Below are 19,453 nucleotides of genomic sequence, written 5' to 3' on the forward strand. Positions count from 1 at the left end.
CTAAAGCGATCATATCGCAAACAGATGCATGCTCCATCGTGCCGCCACGGACAGGCGTAAATTGATGCACCATTCAATTTACGCTAAATGTGATCTCTGCTTAATGCGCCATCGCCTGCAGCGTCTCGCTGCGAATCGACTCGGTCACTTCGGCCTTTAACGCCATAAATTCGGGTGAGGTTTTAATGGTGTAATCGCGCCCATTGTTGAAATTCACTGCCACCTCCTGCTTGATGCGGCCCGGCCGGGCGCTGAAAATCGCTACCTTGTTAGCCATGAAAATCGCTTCGTCGATATCGTGCGTCACGAACAGCACGGTTTTGCGCGACTGCTCCCACACCGACAGCAACAGCTCCTGCATCATCACGCGCGTCTGATTATCCAGTGCGCCAAACGGCTCATCCATCAACAGCACTTTGGGATCGTTGGCCAGCGCACGGGCGATCGCAGTACGTTGCTGCATGCCGCCCGAGAGCTGGCGCGGATAGTGCTGCGCAAAGCCGCGTAATCCCACCTGCTGGATGTAGTAGTCGCTGCGCTCTTTCTGCTGCGCTGCACTGATGCCGCGCTCCTGCAAGCCGAAACGGATATTCTCCTCTACCGTCAGCCATGGGAACAGCGTGTAGCTTTGGAACACCATGCCGCGATCGGCGCCCGGCCCTTCCACGCTTTTACCGTCCAGCCAGATTTCCCCGCGCGTGGGCGTATCCAGTCCGGCGATGATGCGCAGCAGCGTGGATTTACCGCAGCCTGAGGGACCGAGGATAGTGATGAAATCATTCTCCTCCACCTGATAGTGGATCGGCTGCAGCGCCTGGGTCTGTTCCCCTTTCGGTCCGGTAAAAATGCGTTCCACGCCGCGCACGTTGAGTTTGCTGTGTTTCATTACAGGGTGCTCCATGCAAACAAGCGCCGATTGAGCACTTTGAACAGATAGTCAGAGATCAAGCCAATGCAGCCGATCACAATAATGCCGAAAATGATCTGCCCGGTATTCAGCAATGCCTGACTGTCGACGATCATATGGCCGATGCCACTTTCCGATCCGATCAATTCGGCGACGATGACGTAAGTCCACGCCCAGCCGAGCACCAGGCGCAGCAGTTCAGCAATGCCCGGTGCCGCGCCGGGGATCAGCACGCGACGCACTATCGAACGGTTGCTGCACCCTAGCGTGTAGGCCGCTTCCACCAGATCGCGACGTGCGCCGCTCACGGTGACCGCCACCATCAAGACGATTTGGAAGAAGGAGCCAATAAAGATCACCAGGATTTTCTGGGTTTCACCGATACCGGCCCACAGAATCAGCAACGGCACAAACGCCGAGGCCGGTAAATAACGGCAAAAGGAGACGAAGGGTTCAAGAAAGGCTTCCCAGGTTTTGTAAGCGCCCATCATGATGCCCAGCGGCACACCTATCACGGCCGCCAGCAGGAAGCCCGATAACACGCGCATCACCGTCATGCCAATATCCAGCGAGAAGTTGTACTCGGTGAACAACACCACTCCCTGCTGCAGCATAGTCAGCGGATCGGCGAGGAAAGTGGGCGACACCATGCCGCCCAACGTTACCAACGTCCACACCGCGATAAACAGCACAAAAAACGCTATGCCGAGCGCGATACGTAAGCGCAGCGAAATCGCTTTCAGCGGCACCATCAACGGATTGTGCCAGCGCTGCGGCGCATCCGGCAGTGCTGCTGGCGGAGTCACGGGTTGGCTTTTACTCATCTCCATCTCCTTTCTCCTGCTTACTGCACAAAGCTGGCGTCGTACAGGCTTTTCACATCCGGCATTTTCTTGATCACCCCTGCACGCAGCAGCAGTTTGCCGGCTTCATCACTGAAGGTTTCAATTTCACCATTGAAGAATTTCTTATTCTCTTCCGGCCCCTGCCAGCGCAAATAACTGGCTGACTCCGCAAACTCCTTGCCAGTGGATTTCACCGCTGCACCCATGATCTCGTTGGATTTATCCGGCTGCTGTTTGATCATCTCCAGCGCATCGTAATAGCTGGCCACCAGCGCTTTCGCGGCCTGAGGATGCTCTTTCAGGAACGTCGGCGTACAGCCAAGTGTGTCCATGACCATCGGATAATCCAGCGTGGTGGCGAGGATCTTCCCTGCCTTGGGCTGGTTGCGAATCACCGAGAGATAAGGTTCATAGGTCACTGCCGCATCATTTTGACCCGCAGCAAAAGATTGTGCCGCCGCCTGCGGTGCCATGGTCGCGAGACGCACGTCTTTCATCGTCATGCCGTTTTTATCCAGCATCCACGCCAGCAGGAAATAAGGTGAGGTGCCGGGCGCATCCACCGCGATGGTTTTGCCTTTCAAATCTTTGATGCTGGTGATGTCACTGCGGGCGGCGAGGCCATCGGCACCGTAAGATTTGTCCAGCTGAACGATCTGCTTAATCGGCACGCCTGCGGCGTTCCAGGAGATGTAGGTTTCTACCGTGGTCGCCGCGCACTGAATGGTGCCGGAAGCCACCGCCAGATGTCGGCTGCTCTGCGGGATCATCTTCACATCGACATCAAGGCCGTGCTTTTTGAAAATCCCAGCTTTATCGGCCAGCGTCAGTGGGGCAAATCCGGTCCAGCCGGAAATACCGATGGCGACTTTGGTGTCGGCCGCCTGTGCTCCTAAAGCACTGGCGCACAGGACTGCGGCGGTTAATGCACGAACAACGAGTTTCACTGGCTTGCCCATCTTCCACTCCTGATAAAGGTGATGAAAAACAACGGTTGTATAGTCTTATCTATACAAGCCAAGCAATGGCTGTGCCAGATTGTGAAAGCCCATTGTGATGGGGAGAGGGGGTTGAGATCGCGCACTGAAACGGTGCATAAACCCTATACCGATGATCACGCTGGTGCGAAAGCAACCTTCGGCGGATGGCGCTATAATCACGCCAATTTTTCAACAGAAGGAACACCGTATGACGGTGAAATTGCGTCCGCTTGAGCGAGAAGATCTGCACTTTGTGCACCAGTTAGACAACAACGCCAGCGTGATGCGTTATTGGTTTGAGGAGCCGTACGAAGCTTTTGTCGAGCTCTCGGATCTCTACGACAAGCATATCCACGATCAAACAGAGCGTCGTTTTGTCGTTGAACACGATGGGCAAAAAGCGGGATTGGTGGAACTGGTCGAGATCAATCACGTGCATCGTCGCGCTGAGTTTCAGATCATCATTGATCCTGGGCATCAGGGCAAAGGCTTAGCCAGTCAGGCGGCTAAACTGGCGATGGATTATGGCTTTTCGGTGCTCAATCTCTACAAACTCTACCTGATTGTTGATCAGGAGAATGAGAAAGCGATTCACATCTACACCAAACTGGGATTTGAAGTGGAAGGCGTGCTGAAGCACGAATTTTTCATCAATGGTGAATACCGCAATACCATTCGCATGTGCATTTTCCAGCAGCAGTATCTGGCGCAGCATAAATCCGGTCATGCCATGGTGAAGCCGACAGCGCAATAGCTTGAAATCGACTCTCATTGTCGCTGCCGTCTTGAATATCAAACGGCAGCTATGTGATTTATCGCTTTTAACTAAAAAGATGATGCTGAACCTTAGCAGCGCGGTGTATCGCGCATCTCTCAGCGACATACCTGCTTCGGAGATGCACAAAAAATTGCGCCGCGACCACGCCATGCGGTTTAACCGCCGCGCGCACCCACCACGTTGAGACGTGGCTGAGGATGTTCAGGTTTCAGGTCGTACATGCCGCCATAGAACGGATCCACCAGCAGCCAGCCGGGGAAGCCCAGTAACGGGATATTACCCAGCAGATACCACAGGTTGGCACTGGCCTCGATCGGCAGCGTCACCGGCACGTAGCCCGGACTCTCCAGCATCACCTGATAGTGTTTTTTACCAAAATAATTACCAGTGGATTTTGCCAGCTCGACGGTTTGTGGCGTGTAGCCCTGCGCCACTGCGCGGCCGGTCTCATCCTGCACGGTGAAACGCGCGCCTTGCGGGACAGAGTCGATTTTTACCGGCTGCGTTTCCGTGCCGACAATGGTGGCACAGCCGCTCAGCAGCAATGCAGTGGCAGGAAGAAGGTGTCGCAGGTTCATGGCAGGTCCGCTATAGAATCAGATAGGACAGTCTAAACTGCCCTATCCTGCTTTTCACTCGCCTCAATCGCCCTATCAGTGCTGCTTTTCTGGCCTTTATTGCGGTTGACAACAGGCGGCAATCGCCGCGATATCCTGCGGTGTGGTGCGGCAACAGCCGCCAATCAGCCGTGCGCCCGCTTGTTGCCACTCAGGGAATTTATCCTGCAGCGTGCAGCCCGATGGCGCCGAGTGCCAGGTTTTGCTGCTCGCATCGTACTGTTCACCGGAGTTGGGATAGACCAGCAGCGGTTTAGCACACAGCGCCTGCAAGGTTTGCAGCGCCGGTGTCACGCTCTCCAGTGCTACGCAGTTGATGCCCATCGCCACCACTTGCGGTGCCGCATTCACCAGCTCAGCGACCTGACTCAGCGGCGTGCCGTCGCTGATGTGCTGCGCATCACACAGGGTGAAGGAGAACCAGGCGCTGCTGTTTGGGTACTCTGCCAGCAAACTCACCAGCGCCTGCGCTTCGGCAAACGACGGCAGGGTTTCACATGCCAGCAAATCCACGCCCGCGTCCAACAGCGCCTTGACGCGTGGGCGATGGAAATCTTTCATCTCCGCTTCTGGCAGGGCGTAATCACCTCGATACTCAGCACCATTAGCAAGGTAAGCGCCATAAGGCCCAACGGAACCGGCCACCAGCAAAGCGGCTTCACTGCCTGATGCCGCACGATAATCATCACGCGCACGTTGTGCCAGTTTCACACTTTGGTCGATCAATGTGAGCGCTTGCGCCTCATCCAGCCCACGCGCCGCAAAGCCCTGCGGCGTGGCCTGATAGCTGGCGGTGATCGCCACATTGGCGCCGGCCGCAAAATAGTCGTAATGCACCTGATAAATCAGCTCAGGGTTTTCCATCAGCACTTTGGCAGACCAGAGCGCATCGGCCAGATTGCAACCGCGCGCCTCCAGTTCGGTGGCCAGCGCGCCATCCAGAATCAGTGTGTCATGTTGTGTTAAGGCTTCTGCGACAGGATTACGCGACATCATTGGCCTCCCCGGCCTTCAGGTTACGTCGATGCGTGACATGGTATGCGGCATAGCAGAACAGCACAAATGGAATGCCACACCACAGCGCAATACGCTGCGACGGATCGAAGGCCAGCCCTACACACGCCAGCAGGCACAGCAGGAAACCGAGAATCGGCGTTAGAGGATAGAATGGCGCGCGATAGGCGAGTTGTTGCAGCGAACCGCCTGCGGCCAAGTGGCGACGACGGAACACATAGTGCGAGGCACAGATACTCAGCCACACCGCCACCACCGCAAAACCTGAAATGGCTGACAGCGCCACAAATACGGTATCCGGCGCGATCACGCTGGAGAACAGCGCCAGCAGGCCGCCCAGCATACTGACGGTGATCGCCAACACCGGAATCCCGCGGCGGTTCACCTGGGCGAAACAGCGCGGCAAGGTGTTCTCATTCGCCAGTGACCACAGCATCCTGCCCGATGCATACAGACCCGAGTTGGCGGCGGACAGGATCGCCGTCAGGATCACGAAATTGAAGATATCAGCCGCATAGGGAATACCGATCTTCTCGAACACCAGCACAAACGGGCTTTTGACGATGCCCGCCTGATCCATCGGGATCAACGCCGCCAGCACAAATACTGTACCAATAAAGAAGATAATCAATCGTGCTACGGTCGTGCGGATCGCCAGCGGCAACGCTTTCTGCGGCTGCTCGGTTTCGCCAGCGGCAATACCAATCAGCTCAGTGCCGGAGAAAGCGAAGTTCACCGCCACCATGGTCATCAGAATCGGCAAGGTGCCGTGCGGTAACCAGCCTGAGGCCGTCAGGTTACTCAGGCCCGGCGCGGCACTGCCATCTTTCATCGGGATAAAGCCAAACATCGCGCCCGCACCGAGGATGATAAAGGCAATGATAGTGACCACTTTGATGATGGAGAACCAGAACTCCCCTTCCGCGAAGAAGCGCGTGGAGACGATATTCAGCAGATAGATGGCGATACAGAACACCAGACACCACAGCCACACCGGCGTGGTCGGGAACCAGTATTGCATGCAGAATCCGGCAGCTGTCAGGCTAGAGCCGAGCGCCACCGTCCACGTCAGCCAGTAAAGCCAGGCCACGGTGTAGCCGGTTGCCGGGCTGAGATAGCGCGCAGCATAGACATGGAAGGCGCCGGTTTCCGGTATCGCTACGGCCAGTTCGCCGAGACATACCATCACCAGCCACACCACCAGCGCGCCGATCAGATATGCCAGTAGCGTGCCCGCCGCCCCGGTGGTTGAGATGATATAGCCGGTGTTGAAGAACAGTCCGGTGCCAATCACACCGCCCAGCGACAGCATCACCAGATGCCGCACTTTCATGGTGCGCTTAAAGTTTTCCTGCGAAGGGATTTCCTGCTGTTGCATGGTTTTTATCCGTATGGACGTCTGAACATCTATATGGACACAGGGTTATACGCGCCAGCGTGTCAATTTGCAACGTGGCAAAGGGTGAGGGTTTTAAAAAGTCGGGGGTGGCCCCGCGTCAACGGGGCACCACATCAGGAGCCAAATACGCCTTGCAGATAGCGCTCAAGCGCGATACGCGAGCTAAAACCGTGCGGAATACCGTAATGTTCCTGGGATTCACCCATCAGATAAAGCGGGAACTGGGTGTAATGATCGCAGGTTTTCATTTCTGAGGCGGGCTCGGCAAAGTGCTGACTTTTCTCTTTCAGCGTGGGGTGAATGATCAATGCGGTGCGGCCCATGCGCGCTTCGCGATTGACGTAGACATAATTTTCACCACGACGATAACCGTAAATTTTTGGCGTCAGGGTGTCCATTTCGAACCCTGCTTTTTCCAGTACGCGCGCTACCTCATCCGGACGTAAATACATGCTTGCTCCTCTCTTCTCACAGCCCCGCAACCTTACAACAGCCCGGCATACAGGACATTCGGAATTTCCCTAAAGCCTGGCATACGCCTGCGTTTAGTCACGTTTCGTCTACACTCAGTATTACTTGTTAAATCAAAGGGAGCGAAAAAATGTTTAATCGCGTAAGCAAAAACGATGACATTGATATCAATCAGGATGTAAACGAGCTGGCAGATTCGCTCGAAGCATTACTTAAATCTTACGGCAGCGAAGCCAAAGATGAAGTGGATAGCGCACGCAGTAAAGCACAGTCGCTGCTGAAGCAGACCCGCGCAAAACTGAACGGCGGCAACAGCCGCGTTTCTCAGGCAGCGCGTGACGCCAGTTATCAGGTTGATGCCTACGTGCATGACAAACCCTGGCATGGCGTGGGTGTCGGTGCAGCCGTGGGTCTGGTGTTAGGTGCGCTGTTGATGTCACGCCGTTAACCATCATTAGCGTTTAAAGAGAGCCTCGCGATTGCGGGGCTTTTTTGTGCCTGCCGCAAATGAAAGCGCACAAAATTTGACCTAAATTTTGCCTCCCTCGCCTTTACAAAAAAATTTTCGGGCCTGGAAGGTGCATGATCTCTGGTGTTAGCATTTATCCGAAGATAAAAATACAAAATCCCTATATCTGGTGGGCTTGACCGCCACGAGCACTACATCTAGTATTCAACCCATCAACTCGCTACCAGATGTCGTCAAGGACGAAGTTCGCTGCAAATAGGATTTTGCTTCGTATCTCGCATCCAGACCGCAACCAAAGGGAAATACGAATCATGCGCATTATTATTTACACTAAAAACAATTGTGTCCAGTGCAACGCGACAAAAAATGCCATGGACCGTAAAGGTATCGACTATCAGCTGATCAACCTCGATACCCAACCGGAAGCCATTGATAACCTCAAATCCCTCGGCTATCGCCAGGTGCCCGTCGTCATGACCCATGATGACCACTGGAGCGGCTTCCGCCCTGACAAAATCGCCAGCCTGCGCCAGCTCGCTGCAGTCGGGGGATAAGGCGATGTTCCCACTGGTCTACTTCTCTAGCCAGTCGGAAAACACGCACCGATTTATCACTCGTCTGGGACTGCCTGCTTGCCGCATACCGCTTGATGGCAAGCAGCGCCTGCATATCGACCAACCCTTTATTTTAGTGGTGCCGAGCTACGGCGGCGGCAGTGCGCGGGGTGCGGTGCCCAGACAAGTGATTCAATTCCTAAATGATGACGCCAACCGACGCGGTATCCGCGGGGTGATTGCTGCCGGTAACCGCAACTTCGGTGAAGGCTATTGCCTGGCAGGCGACATCATTGCGCAGAAATGTCAGGTTCCTTATCTCTACCGCTTTGAGCTGATGGGAACCCCCGACGATATCGCTAATGTAAAAGCGGGAGTAACCCAATTTTGGCAACGACAGACACCCTGAACAGCACGCAGCTGGATTATCACGCGCTCAATGCGATGCTGAACCTGTATGACGCCGATGGCCGCATTCAGTTCGAAAAAGATCAAGAGGCTACGCGCCAGTTCTTCCTGCAGCATGTAGAGCCGAATACCGTACAGTTCGCCTCGGCGGCCGATCGCCTGCGCTATCTGGTTGAGGAAGGCTACTATGAAGCCACGGTACTGAATCAGTACGACTTCAGTTTCCTGTGCCAGCTGCACGATGAAGCCGATGCCTGGGGTTTCCGTTTCCACACCTTCCTCGGTGCGTGGAAGTTTTACACCAGCTACACGCTGAAAACCTTCGACGGTAAACGCTATCTGGAAACCTTCGAGCAGCGCGCCTGCATGGTGGCGCTGACGCTGGCACGCGGCAACGAATCGCTGTCACGCGAATTGCTGGCAGAAATGCTCAGCGGCCGCTTCCAGCCAGCCACTCCAACCTTCCTCAACTGCGGTAAACAGCAGCGCGGCGAGCTGGTCTCGTGCTTCCTGCTGCGCATCGAAGACAATATGGAATCGATTGGGCGTGCGGTGAACTCGGCGCTGCAGTTGTCAAAACGCGGCGGCGGCGTGGCGTTCCTGCTCTCTAACCTGCGTGAATCCGGTGCGCCGATTAAGCGCATCGAAAACCAGTCGTCAGGCGTAATTCCGGTGATGAAAATGCTGGAAGATGCATTCTCTTACGCCAATCAGCTTGGTGCGCGTCAGGGCGCGGGCGCGGTGTGGCTGAATGCGCATCACCCCGATATCTTCCGCTTCCTTGATACCAAACGCGAAAACGCCGATGAGAAGATCCGTATCAAAACGCTGTCGCTCGGTGTGGTGATTCCGGATATCACCTTCCAACTGGCGAAAGAGAATCGCGATATGGCGCTGTTCTCGCCGTATGACGTTGAGCGCATTTACGGCAAAGCGTTTGGTGATATCAGCATCAGCGAACTGTATGAAGAGATGCTGGCCGACGATCGTATCCGTAAGACTTACATCAAGCCGCGTGATTTCTTCCAGACGCTGGCCGAAATCCAGTTTGAGTCAGGCTATCCGTACATCATGTACGAAGACAGTGTGAACCGTCATAACCCGATTGCCGGTCGCATCAATATGAGCAACCTGTGCTCGGAGATTTTGCAGGTTAACAGCGCCAGCGAATTCTATGACGATCTTAACTATCGCCGCGTGGGCAAGGATATCTCCTGTAACCTCGGCTCGCTGAACATCGCGCATGCTATGGATTCCCGCAATCTGGCGCAGACCGTTGAAACCGCGGTGCGCGCATTGACGGCGGTTTCTGAGATGAGCGAAATCAATTCGGTGCCGTCGGTCGCCGAAGGCAATCGTCGTTCACATGCGGTGGGCCTGGGTCAGATGAACCTGCACGGCTATCTGGCGCGTGAAGGCATGGCTTATGGCTCGGAAGAGGCACTGGATTTCACCAATCTCTACTTCTACTGCGTCACCTATCACGCGGTGCGCACCTCGAACCTGCTGGCACAAGAGCGTAAACAGAGTTTTGATGGCTTTGCCCAGTCCCAATACGCCAACGGCCACTATTTCGATAAGTATGTGGATCGTGCCTGGCTGCCGCGCACCGCGCGTGTGGCACAGATTTTTGCCGATGCAGGCATTGCGTTACCGACGCAGGCAGACTGGCAGGCATTGCGCGAATCAGTGATGCAACACGGCTTGTTTAACCAGAACTTACAGGCGGTGCCGCCAACCGGTTCGATCTCGTATATCAATCACGCGACATCGAGTATTCACCCGATCGTGTCGCGCATTGAGATCCGTAAAGAGGGTAAAACCGGCCGCGTTTACTATCCGGCGCCGTTTATGACCAACGAGAATCTGGATCTCTATCAGGATGCGTACCAGATTGGTCCGGAAGCGATTATTGATACCTACGCTGAAGCCACGCAGCACGTCGATCAGGGCTTGTCGTTGACGCTGTTCTTCCGCGATGACGTCACCACGCGTGACATCAACAAAGCGCAAATTTATGCGTGGAAGAAAGGCATCAAAACGCTCTATTACATTCGTCTGCGCCAGATGGCGCTGCAAGGCACCGAAGTCCAGGGCTGCGTCTCCTGCTCATTGTGATGAAAACTATGCAACTTAAACAAATTCAAGCGATTAACTGGAACCGAATCCAGGACGAAAAAGACCTCGAAGTGTGGAACCGTCTGACCAGCAACTTCTGGCTGCCGGAAAAAGTGCCGTTGTCCAACGATCTGCCTGCGTGGCAGTCACTGGACCACCAGCAGCAGCAGCTGACCATTCGTGTGTTTACCGGTTTGACGCTGCTCGACACTATCCAGAACGTGATCGGCGCGCCGGGCCTGATGGAAGACGCCATCACGCCACATGAAGAAGCGGTGCTGTCGAATATCAGCTTTATGGAAGCGGTGCATGCGCGTTCATACAGCTCGATTTTCTCCACCCTGTGTAACACCGCCGATGTCGATGCGGCGTATCGCTGGAGTGAAGAGAACGAAGCGTTGCAGAACAAGGCGAAGATTGTGCTGGAGCACTATCGTGCCGAGGACCCGCTGAAGAAGAAAATCGCCAGCGTGTTCCTGGAATCGTTCCTGTTCTACTCCGGTTTCTGGCTGCCGATGTACTGGTCAAGCCGTGGCAAATTGACCAACACCGCTGACCTGATTCGTTTGATTATTCGCGATGAAGCGGTGCACGGATATTACATCGGCTACAAGTACCAGAAGGCACTGGAAAAAGTTGACGATACACGCCGCGAAGAGCTGCAGCAATTTGCCATCGATTTGCTGCTGGCGCTGTATGAAAACGAAGTGGTGTACACCGAAGCGCTGTATGCGGATGTGGGTTGGGCAGAGGAGGTGAAAACCTTCCTGCACTACAACGCTAACAAGGCGTTGATGAATCTGGGATATGAGGCGTTGTTCCCGTCAGAGCTGACGACGGTGAATCCTGCCATTCTCTCAGCTTTGTCACCGAATGCCGATGAAAACCACGATTTCTTCTCCGGTTCAGGTTCTTCCTACGTGATGGGAAAAGCCGTGGAAACCGAAGACGAGGACTGGAATTTCTAGCATCAGGCCTGCTGCACAGGGCGCGCCACAACGCGCCCTTTCAGCGCCTTCATATTTCCCGTTCAGATTACCAAATATTCTCTCGTTATTTGCGTTTCTCACCTTCATTATTTTGTCATTTTAGCGCCATTAATTCGTCCATTATATCGCCTACATAAGCGCAATTTATTCGTGTTTCATTGAGCATTTGCCGTGAAAGCGGGTTAATTTCATAAAAAATTCAGAAAAAAATGATTCGCTCTCATCCCTTGTGAGCACTGGAATTATCGCCAATCTGCACGCGCTCGCTCAGCCAAATATCCGAACCAAGGGTTGTCAGATATTCTCACTATGCTAGGTTATAGGGCGCTTAAATTTAATCGAGATCATTACAAGAAATAGCTAAACATTTAACCGGGAAATTAATTACTGCATGGCAATTAAACTCGAAGTAAAGAATTTATATAAGGTATTTGGGGATCACCCCGAAAAGGCATTTAAGCTGATTGAGAAAGGCGAAAGCAAAGAGAGTATTCTTGCGAAAACCGGTCTCTCCGTCGGCGTAAAAGATGCCAGTCTGGCCATTGAAGAAGGCGAGATCTTCGTCATCATGGGGCTCTCCGGTTCAGGGAAATCCACCATGGTTCGCCTTCTCAATCGTCTGATCGAGCCCACTCGCGGCCAGGTGATCATTGACGGTGTCGATATTGCGAAAATATCGGATGCTGAACTGCGTGAAGTACGCAGAAATAAGATCAGCATGGTATTCCAGTCGTTCGCATTAATGCCCCATATGACGGTGCTGAATAATACCGCCTTCGGCATGGAATTAGCGGGCGTGCCGTTACAGGAACGTCAGGAAAAAGCGCTGGAAGCATTGCGTCAGGTGGGACTGGATAATTATGCTCACTCCTATCCAGATGAACTCTCCGGCGGTATGCGTCAACGTGTCGGATTAGCGCGCGCGCTGGCGATCAATCCCGATATTTTACTGATGGATGAAGCCTTCTCCGCCCTCGATCCGCTTATTCGTACCGAAATGCAGGATGAGCTGGTCAAACTGCAGGCGAAACATCAGCGTACCATTGTGTTTATCTCTCACGATCTCGATGAAGCGATGCGTATTGGCGATCGCATCGCCATCATGCAGGGTGGCGAAGTGGTACAGGTCGGTACGCCGGATGAAATCCTGAATAATCCCGCTAACGATTATGTGCGCACCTTCTTCCGGGGTGTCGATATTAGCCATGTGTTTAGCGCCAGGGACATTGCCCGTCGTAGCGCCGGCGCACTGATTCGTAAAGCGGCCGGTTTTGGCCCACGTTCCGCCATTAAACTGCTTCAGGATGAAGACCGCGAATATGGCTATGTGCTGGAGAAACAGAAATTTGTCGGCGTAGTTTCAACCGATTCACTTAAAGCGGCACTGGCTGCGGGTGAAGGTCTGGATAGCGCCCTGCTTGAGACGCCGTTAGCGGTTCCTGCGGATACCTCACTGAACGATTTGCTCTCCCACGTTGCACAAGCGCCCTGCGCGGTGCCGGTGGTGGGCGAGGAGAATCAGTACGTCGGTATTATTTCCAAAAGCATGCTATTGCGCGCTTTAGATCGTGAAGGAGCCCAGTCATGAGTGAACAAACCAGCAATCCGTGGGATAGCGCCAGCCAGACCACGCAGCAACCCGCGACCACAGATTCGAGCGCGGCAGCCAGCAGTAGCGATCCCTGGGGCGGCAGTAGCAGCAGCGCACCCGCCGACAGCACGTCCAGCAGCGGTTCCGCCGATGCATGGGGCGATCCTTCAGCGGCGAGCGGTGGACATGATGCCGCCAGCAGTGCCGCCAGTAGCAGCGACTGGCTCAACAGCGCGCCCGCTCCGGCTCCCGAGCATTTTAATATCATGGATCCGTTCCACAAGACCTGGATCCCACTCGACAGCTGGGTGACCGAAGGCATCGACTGGGTCGTCAGCCATTTCCGCCCGGTGTTCCAGGGCATTCGCGTGCCGGTCGACTATATCCTCAGCGCATTCCAGCAGTTGCTGCTGGGCATGCCCGCGCCCGTGGCGATTGTGGTATTTGCGTTGATTGCCTGGCAAATTGCCAGCCCAGCCATGGGGATTGCTACCCTCATTTCCTTGATTGCGATTGGTGCTATTGGCGCGTGGTCGCAAGCGATGGTGACACTGGCGCTGGTACTGACTGCCCTGCTGTTCTGCATCATCATCGGCCTCCCGCTGGGGATTTGGCTGGCACGCAGTGAACGTGCGGCACGCATTATTCGTCCGTTGCTGGATGCAATGCAGACCACGCCAGCCTTCGTGTATTTAGTGCCAATCGTGATGCTGTTCGGTATCGGTAACGTGCCAGGCGTGGTGGTGACCATTATCTTTGCGCTACCGCCGATGGTTCGTCTGACCATTCTCGGCATTAAGCAGGTGCCCGCCGATTTGATCGAAGCGAGCGAATCCTTTGGTGCCAGCCCGCGTCAGATGCTGTTTAAAGTACAGTTGCCGCTGGCGATGCCGACCATTATGGCCGGTGTGAACCAGACGCTGATGCTGGCGCTGTCGATGGTGGTTATCGCATCGATGATCGCTGTGGGTGGCTTAGGCCAGATGGTGCTGCGCGGTATCGGTCGTTTAGATATGGGTCTGGCAACTGTCGGTGGCGTAGGCATCGTGATTCTGGCAATTATCCTTGATCGCCTGACTCAGTCGGTCGCCCGCGACAGCCGCAGCCGTGGCAACCGTCACTGGTACAGCACCGGTCCAATTGGCTTGCTGCTGCGCCCCTTCAGTAAAAAAGCCTGATTTCTATGGACGGCCCAGCGTGGCCGTCCGTCTCCGACGCAACACGTAAAATAAGGAATGACTATGCGCAAGACAGCTCTGTTCGCTGCCGTCCTGACGACGTTCGCCGCGACGCACGTGTCCGCCGCCGACCTGCCGGGTAAAGGCATCACCGTTAAACCGCTGCAAAGCACCATCGCAGAAGAAACTTTCCAGACGCTGATTGTCAGCCGCGCGCTGGAAAAACTGGGCTACACCGTTGAGAAGCCGGGCGAAGTCGATTACAACGTGGCCTACACCACCATCGCGGCGGGTGATGCCACCTTTATAGCCACTAACTGGAAACCGCTGCATGACGACATGTATAAAGCTGCAGGCGGTGATAACAAGTTTTACCGTGAAGGCACTTACGTTGGCGGTGCTGCCCAGGGTTATCTGATCGATAAGAAAACCGCCGAGCAGTATCACATCACCAACATCGAACAGCTTAAAGACCCGAAAATCGCCAAACTGTTCGACAGCAACGGTGATGGCAAAGCCGACATGACGGGCTGTACGCCGGGTTGGGGCTGTGAAGCAGTGATTAACCACCAGAATAAAGCCTATGGCCTGGCGGATACGGTTACGGCCAACATGGGTAACTATTCAGCAATGGTGGCTGACACCCTGGCACGCTACAAGCAAGGCAAACCTATCCTTTATTACACCTGGACACCTTACTGGCTGAGCGACGTGCTCAAACCGGGTAAAGATGTGGTTTGGCTGCAGGTGCCATTCTCTTCCCTGCCAGGAGAGCAGAGCAAAGTGGACACCAAACTGCCTAATGGTAAAAATTACGGTTTCCCGGTCAACACTATGCACATTGTGGCCAACAAAGCCTGGGCTGAGAAGAACCCGGCGGCGGCAAAACTGTTTGCTGAAATGAAATTGCCGATTGGTGATATCAACGCCGAAAACGCGGCCATGCATGCGGGTCAGGCTTCTGAAGCTGACATCAATCGTCACGTAGATGGCTGGATCAAAGGCCATCAGGCCGAGTTTGATAAGTGGATTTCTGACGCACAAGCGGCGGCAAAGTAATTCTCTTCCCTTAAAAGCGGCCTTTTGGCCGCTTTTGTTCTCAATCCCCGCACAGTTCGTGCGTTATAGCGCACTGGTACGTCCTGTCAATTAACACACCATTGAAATAATTTTTTGGGTTACTATTAACCACAAATGATTATCTACGCCTTTCTTCCGCCCTGAATGCTGCTAAGCCGAGACTTATCTCTGCGCTGCCTGAGGTTAAATTCTCTCAACGAATGCAATTCATCATTTTAGCTGGTACGGTATTGGTACCGGAATTGTTACGATTAAGTTAATTAACCCATTGATTTCGTGATGTAATGCGTTCAGCTAAAGTGTTTAGAAAGCGTAAAGACCAACCCAATCACGTGAGTGAGACTATTCATTGATGATTGAGTTTGTTATGGTTAGCAGCACAGTTATTCACCAGAGTTATTTTTTCTTGAGAAATTATTTTTTCTTAAAAATATTTCATGATGTGAATTGATGACAATGTAACCATCCTGCGTGGCACGTTGTCAGGGCGAAGTGCCCAGGGTTATGGAACGACCTGGAATGCCAGATGTTGACAATGTGATCGTGCGAACAATCACTGGCGGAAAATATGACTACGCTTAATCTGTCACCATCCTTACTATACCAGTTGCAACTAAGAGGTTTTTTTTAAAATGGAAAGTTCGTTTACTCCCATTGAACAGATGCTGAACATCCGTGCTAACCGCCATAAAGATTTTCCGTTGCAGGAAATCATCCTGACTCGTCTGTGCATGCATATGCAGGGAAAACTGCTGGATAACCGCAACAAGATGTTGAAGGCACAGGGAATTAACGAGACCTTATTCATGGCGCTGATCACACTTGATGCGCAGGAAAACCAGAGCATCCAGCCTTCAGAACTGAGTTCTGCACTGGGTTCTTCACGTACTAATGCGACGCGTATTGCTGATGAGCTGGAAAAACGCGGCTGGATCGAGCGCCGTGAGAGCGATAATGACCGTCGCTGCCTGCATCTGCACCTGACTGAAAAAGGTAACGAATTCTTACGTCAGTTGCTGCCACCGCAGCATCAGAGCCTGCAGTATCTGTGGTCTTCGCTTTCAACATCTGAGCAGGATCAGCTGGAAGCGATTACGCGCAAGTTGCTTAACCGTCTTGATAAAATGGATGAAGATCAGGTTATCGCTTCCCTGTCGCGCTAATAGCAAGAAGTGCGACACAATCACCTTCCGAAATCGCTATTTTAATCCCCTTTTATCCGGCCAGCGTCTAATACGCTGGCTTTTTCGACTCGGGAAACCGTGTTGAAGGATCAACACAGCCCGGCTAAATGGAAAACGTGGAGAACAACATGAGTGCGACCGCGGAAGCGCAAAGCCCGCAACAGCCAGCGAATAAAAAGAAGAAGCGCAAAGGTGTGCTGATCCTGCTGGCTATCGTGTTTGTATTGATTGGGGTGGCGTACCTGGCCTACTGGTATTTGGTGCTGCGCCATTTCCAGGAAACCGATGACGCCTATGTGTCAGGTAATCAGGTGCAGGTGATGGCACAGGTTTCCGGCAGCGTGAATAAAGTCTGGTTCGATGACACTGACTTCGTGAAAAAAGGCGATATTTTGGTGTCGCTGGATAAAACCGATGCGGAGCAGGCGTTTGAAAAAGCGCAGACTGCACTGGCCACCAGCGTCCGCCAGACGCATCAGTTGATGATCAACGGCAAGCAGTATCAGGCCACCATCAAGCTGCAACAGACCGCTCTGGATCAGGCTGAAGCCGATCTGAAACGTCGTGAGCCGCTGGGTGCATCAAACCTGATTGGTCGTGAAGAACTGCAGCACTCACGTGATGCCGTGGCCACGGCGAAAGCGCAACTTGATGTCGCCGTGCAGCAGTACAACGCGAACCAGGCGATGATCCTGAACACCGATCTGGAACAGCAACCCGCCGTCAAACAAAGCGCGGCTGAACTGCGTGATGCCTGGCTGGCGCTGCAGCGCACCGATATCCGTAGTCCAATGGATGGCTATATTTCGCGTCGTAGTGTTCAGGTCGGTTCGCAGATCTCCACCAGCACGCCGCTGCTGGCGGTAGTGCCTGCCACGAATTTGTGGATTGATGCCAACTTCAAAGAAACGCAGCTTTCCGGTGTGCGCATCGGTCAGCCCGCTACCGTAATCAGCGATATTTACGGTGATGACGTGGAGTATCACGGCAAAGTTGTCGGTCTGGATATGGGCACCGGCAGCGCCTTCTCTCTGCTGCCGGCGCAGAATGCGACAGGTAACTGGATCAAAGTGGTTCAGCGTTTACCGGTGCGTATTGAGCTGGACCCGCAACAGGTGGCCGAACACCCGCTGCGTATTGGTCTCTCCACCTTAGTCAAAGTGGATACCCAGAACAAAGACGGGGCCACACTGGCCAGTAGCGTGCGTCCACAAGCGGCGTATGAAAGTAACGCATTGGCAATCGACCTCGCGCCGGTTAACAAGCTGATTACTGATATCGTCCGTGCCAACGCCGATTAATTCCGCGGGAGGCTGTGATGGCACAAAAACCGCTTGAAGGTGCGCCGTTAGTCCTGATGACCATCGCCTTATCATTGGCGACGTTTATGCAGGTTCTCGACTCCACCATTGCTAACGTGGCGATTCCAACGATCGCCGGTAACCTTGGTGCCTCGAACTCACAGGGCACCTGGGTGATTACCTCATTCGGGGTGGCAAACGCCATCTCGATACCGATTACCGGTTGGCTAGCCAAACGTATCGGTGAAGTGAAGCTGTTTACCTGGTCGACCATTCTGTTTGTGCTGGCCTCATGGGCCTGCGGCATGTCAGAAAGTCTGGAGATGCTGATCTTCTTCCGTATCATTCAGGGTGTGGTTGCCGGTCCATTGATTCCGCTGTCGCAAAGTTTGCTACTGAATAACTACCCGCCCGCGAAGCGCAGCGTGGCGCTTTCGCTGTGGGCGATGACGGTGATCGTTGCGCCGATCTGCGGTCCGATTCTCGGCGGCTGGATCAGTGATAACTATCACTGGGGTTGGATCTTCTTTATCAACGTGCCGATTGGGGTTGTGGTTGTGGCCCTGACCTTGCAGACTTTGCGTGGACGTGAAACCAAAACCGAGATCCGCCCGATTGATATCGTCGGTCTGGTGCTGTTGGTCGTGGGGATTGGTTCGCTGCAGGTGATGCTCGACCGGGGTAAAGAACTCGACTGGTTTGGCTCCACGGAAATCATCGTACTCACGGTAGTCGCCGTGGTGGCGCTGGCAGTGTTGTTGGTGTGGGAGCTAACGGACGACCATCCGATTGTCGATTTATCGCTGTTTAAAAAGCGAAATTTCACCATCGGCTGTTTGTCGATCAGTCTGGCTTACATGCTCTACTTCGGCTCGATCGTATTGCTGCCCCAGTTGCTGCAGGAGGTATATGGCTACACCGCCACCTGGGCAGGATTGGCGTCAGCGCCGGTCGGCATCATTCCGGTGATCCTGTCGCCCATCATTGGTCGCTTTGCCCACAAGCTGGATATGCGGCGATTGGTGACCTTCAGCTTTATCATGTACGCGGTGTGCTTCTACTGGCGTGCGTATACGTTTGAGCCGGGGATGGATTTTGGTGCGTCGGCATGGCCGCAGTTTATTCAGGGCTTTGCCGTGGCGTGCTTCTTTATGCCACTGACCACCATTACGCTGTCAGGGTTGCCGCCAGAGCGTATGGCAGCAGCATCAAGCCTGTCGAACTTTGTGCGTACGCTGGCGGGTTCTATCGGAACGTCGATCACTACCACCATGTGGACGGATCGCGAATCGATGCATCACAGCTACCTGTCGGAATCGGTGAACCCATTCAATCCGAATTCGCAGCAAATGTATGACCAGCTGCAAAGCATGGGCATGACGCAGCAGCAGGCATCAGCCTATATCGCACAGCAAATTACCAATCAGGGCCTGATTATCTCGGCGAACGAGATCTTCTGGGCATCGGCGGGAGTGTTTTTAATCCTGCTGGTCTTGGTGTGGTTTGCTCGTCCGCCATTTGGTGCGGGCGGTGGCGGCGGTGGTGCGCACTAAACTATAGAAACAAAAAC

General features: G+C 53.9%; 19 protein-coding genes. 12 read left to right on the plus strand and 7 right to left on the minus strand.

Features of this window, described 5'->3' with window-relative positions; translation table 11 throughout:
- Positions 1-100 precede the first annotated feature (100 nt).
- The 3 genes from AC6I8L_RS14720 to AC6I8L_RS14730 are packed head-to-tail and all read right to left on the minus strand — an operon-like array spanning position 101 to position 2,711.
- Positions 101-886 carry an ABC transporter ATP-binding protein gene (locus tag AC6I8L_RS14720; protein WP_058959180.1) on the minus strand — a complete coding sequence of 262 codons (786 nt, stop codon included), beginning with the start codon at positions 884-886 and terminating at the stop codon, positions 101-103.
- Positions 886-1,731 carry an ABC transporter permease gene (locus tag AC6I8L_RS14725; RefSeq protein ID WP_058959202.1) on the minus strand — a complete coding sequence of 282 codons (846 nt, stop codon included), beginning with the start codon at positions 1,729-1,731 and terminating at the stop codon, positions 886-888. The genes AC6I8L_RS14720 and AC6I8L_RS14725 overlap by 1 nt, the downstream gene beginning before the upstream one ends.
- 20 nt (positions 1,732-1,751) lie before the next feature.
- On the minus strand, positions 1,752-2,711 hold the full coding sequence (locus tag AC6I8L_RS14730) for an ABC transporter substrate-binding protein (RefSeq protein WP_058959181.1): 960 nt from the start codon (positions 2,709-2,711) through the stop codon (positions 1,752-1,754).
- Positions 2,712-2,940: 229 nt separating this feature from the next.
- Between AC6I8L_RS14730 and speG the strand changes: the two genes are divergently transcribed.
- The gene (gene speG, locus AC6I8L_RS14735; RefSeq protein WP_034825496.1) at positions 2,941-3,486 is read left to right on the plus strand and encodes a spermidine N1-acetyltransferase; all 546 of its coding nucleotides are present in this window, start codon (positions 2,941-2,943) and stop codon (positions 3,484-3,486) included.
- 179 nt (positions 3,487-3,665) lie between these two features.
- Here speG and AC6I8L_RS14740 read toward each other — a convergent pair whose 3' ends face one another.
- From AC6I8L_RS14740 to AC6I8L_RS14755, 4 genes are all read right to left on the minus strand, one after another.
- Positions 3,666-4,088: a hypothetical protein gene (locus AC6I8L_RS14740; protein WP_038645291.1), complete on the minus strand. Its 423-nt coding sequence runs from the start codon at positions 4,086-4,088 to the stop codon at positions 3,666-3,668.
- Positions 4,089-4,184: 96 nt separating this feature from the next.
- Complete coding sequence (gene mmuM, locus AC6I8L_RS14745; protein WP_058959182.1) at positions 4,185-5,120, minus strand: homocysteine S-methyltransferase; 936 nt, start codon at positions 5,118-5,120, stop codon at positions 4,185-4,187.
- Positions 5,110-6,519, minus strand: coding sequence for an S-methylmethionine permease (mmuP, locus tag AC6I8L_RS14750; RefSeq protein WP_058959183.1), 1,410 nt, complete (start codon positions 6,517-6,519; stop codon positions 5,110-5,112). Before mmuP ends, mmuM begins: the two co-directional genes overlap by 11 nt.
- Positions 6,520-6,653: 134 nt before the next feature.
- Entirely contained in the window at positions 6,654-6,992 is a 339-nt protein-coding gene (locus tag AC6I8L_RS14755; protein WP_058959184.1) for a DUF2002 family protein, read from the minus strand.
- A 149-nt stretch (positions 6,993-7,141) separates the two neighbouring features.
- Here AC6I8L_RS14755 and AC6I8L_RS14760 point away from each other — a divergent pair, with 149 nt between their 5' ends.
- From AC6I8L_RS14760 to emrB, 11 genes are all read left to right on the plus strand, one after another.
- The gene (locus tag AC6I8L_RS14760; RefSeq protein WP_058959185.1) at positions 7,142-7,459 is read left to right on the plus strand and encodes a DUF883 family protein; all 318 of its coding nucleotides are present in this window, start codon (positions 7,142-7,144) and stop codon (positions 7,457-7,459) included.
- Positions 7,460-7,791: 332 nt separating this feature from the next.
- The gene (locus AC6I8L_RS14765; protein ID WP_038645282.1) at positions 7,792-8,034 is read left to right on the plus strand and encodes a redoxin NrdH; all 243 of its coding nucleotides are present in this window, start codon (positions 7,792-7,794) and stop codon (positions 8,032-8,034) included.
- Between the two features lie 4 nt (positions 8,035-8,038).
- The gene (nrdI, locus tag AC6I8L_RS14770) at positions 8,039-8,443 is read left to right on the plus strand and encodes a class Ib ribonucleoside-diphosphate reductase assembly flavoprotein NrdI (RefSeq protein ID WP_034825480.1); all 405 of its coding nucleotides are present in this window, start codon (positions 8,039-8,041) and stop codon (positions 8,441-8,443) included.
- Complete coding sequence (gene nrdE, locus AC6I8L_RS14775) at positions 8,422-10,560, plus strand: class 1b ribonucleoside-diphosphate reductase subunit alpha (RefSeq protein ID WP_072226465.1); 2,139 nt, start codon at positions 8,422-8,424, stop codon at positions 10,558-10,560. The genes nrdI and nrdE overlap by 22 nt, the downstream gene beginning before the upstream one ends.
- Before the next feature lie 8 nt (positions 10,561-10,568).
- Entirely contained in the window at positions 10,569-11,528 is a 960-nt protein-coding gene (nrdF, locus tag AC6I8L_RS14780; protein ID WP_034825940.1) for a class 1b ribonucleoside-diphosphate reductase subunit beta, read from the plus strand.
- A 412-nt stretch (positions 11,529-11,940) separates the two neighbouring features.
- Positions 11,941-13,137 carry a glycine betaine/L-proline ABC transporter ATP-binding protein ProV gene (gene proV / locus AC6I8L_RS14785; RefSeq protein ID WP_034825478.1) on the plus strand — a complete coding sequence of 399 codons (1,197 nt, stop codon included), beginning with the start codon at positions 11,941-11,943 and terminating at the stop codon, positions 13,135-13,137.
- Positions 13,134-14,318, plus strand: coding sequence for a glycine betaine/L-proline ABC transporter permease ProW (gene proW / locus AC6I8L_RS14790; RefSeq protein WP_058959186.1), 1,185 nt, complete (start codon positions 13,134-13,136; stop codon positions 14,316-14,318). Before proV ends, proW begins: the two co-directional genes overlap by 4 nt.
- Before the next feature lie 63 nt (positions 14,319-14,381).
- Positions 14,382-15,377 (plus strand): glycine betaine/L-proline ABC transporter substrate-binding protein ProX, encoded by a 996-nt coding sequence (proX, locus tag AC6I8L_RS14795; RefSeq protein ID WP_058959187.1) that lies wholly within the window; start codon positions 14,382-14,384, stop codon positions 15,375-15,377.
- Positions 15,378-16,030: 653 nt separating this feature from the next.
- A complete protein-coding gene (gene mprA, locus AC6I8L_RS14800; protein WP_034825472.1) occupies positions 16,031-16,561 on the plus strand; it encodes a transcriptional repressor MprA in 531 nt (176 codons plus the stop codon).
- Positions 16,562-16,710: 149 nt separating this feature from the next.
- Entirely contained in the window at positions 16,711-17,883 is a 1,173-nt protein-coding gene (emrA, locus tag AC6I8L_RS14805) for a multidrug efflux MFS transporter periplasmic adaptor subunit EmrA (protein WP_034825939.1), read from the plus strand.
- A gap of 14 nt (positions 17,884-17,897) precedes the next feature.
- The gene (gene emrB / locus AC6I8L_RS14810; RefSeq protein ID WP_141399025.1) at positions 17,898-19,436 is read left to right on the plus strand and encodes a multidrug efflux MFS transporter permease subunit EmrB; all 1,539 of its coding nucleotides are present in this window, start codon (positions 17,898-17,900) and stop codon (positions 19,434-19,436) included.
- Positions 19,437-19,453 lie beyond the last annotated feature (17 nt).

It is taken from the genome of Type-E symbiont of Plautia stali (assembly GCF_059731115.1).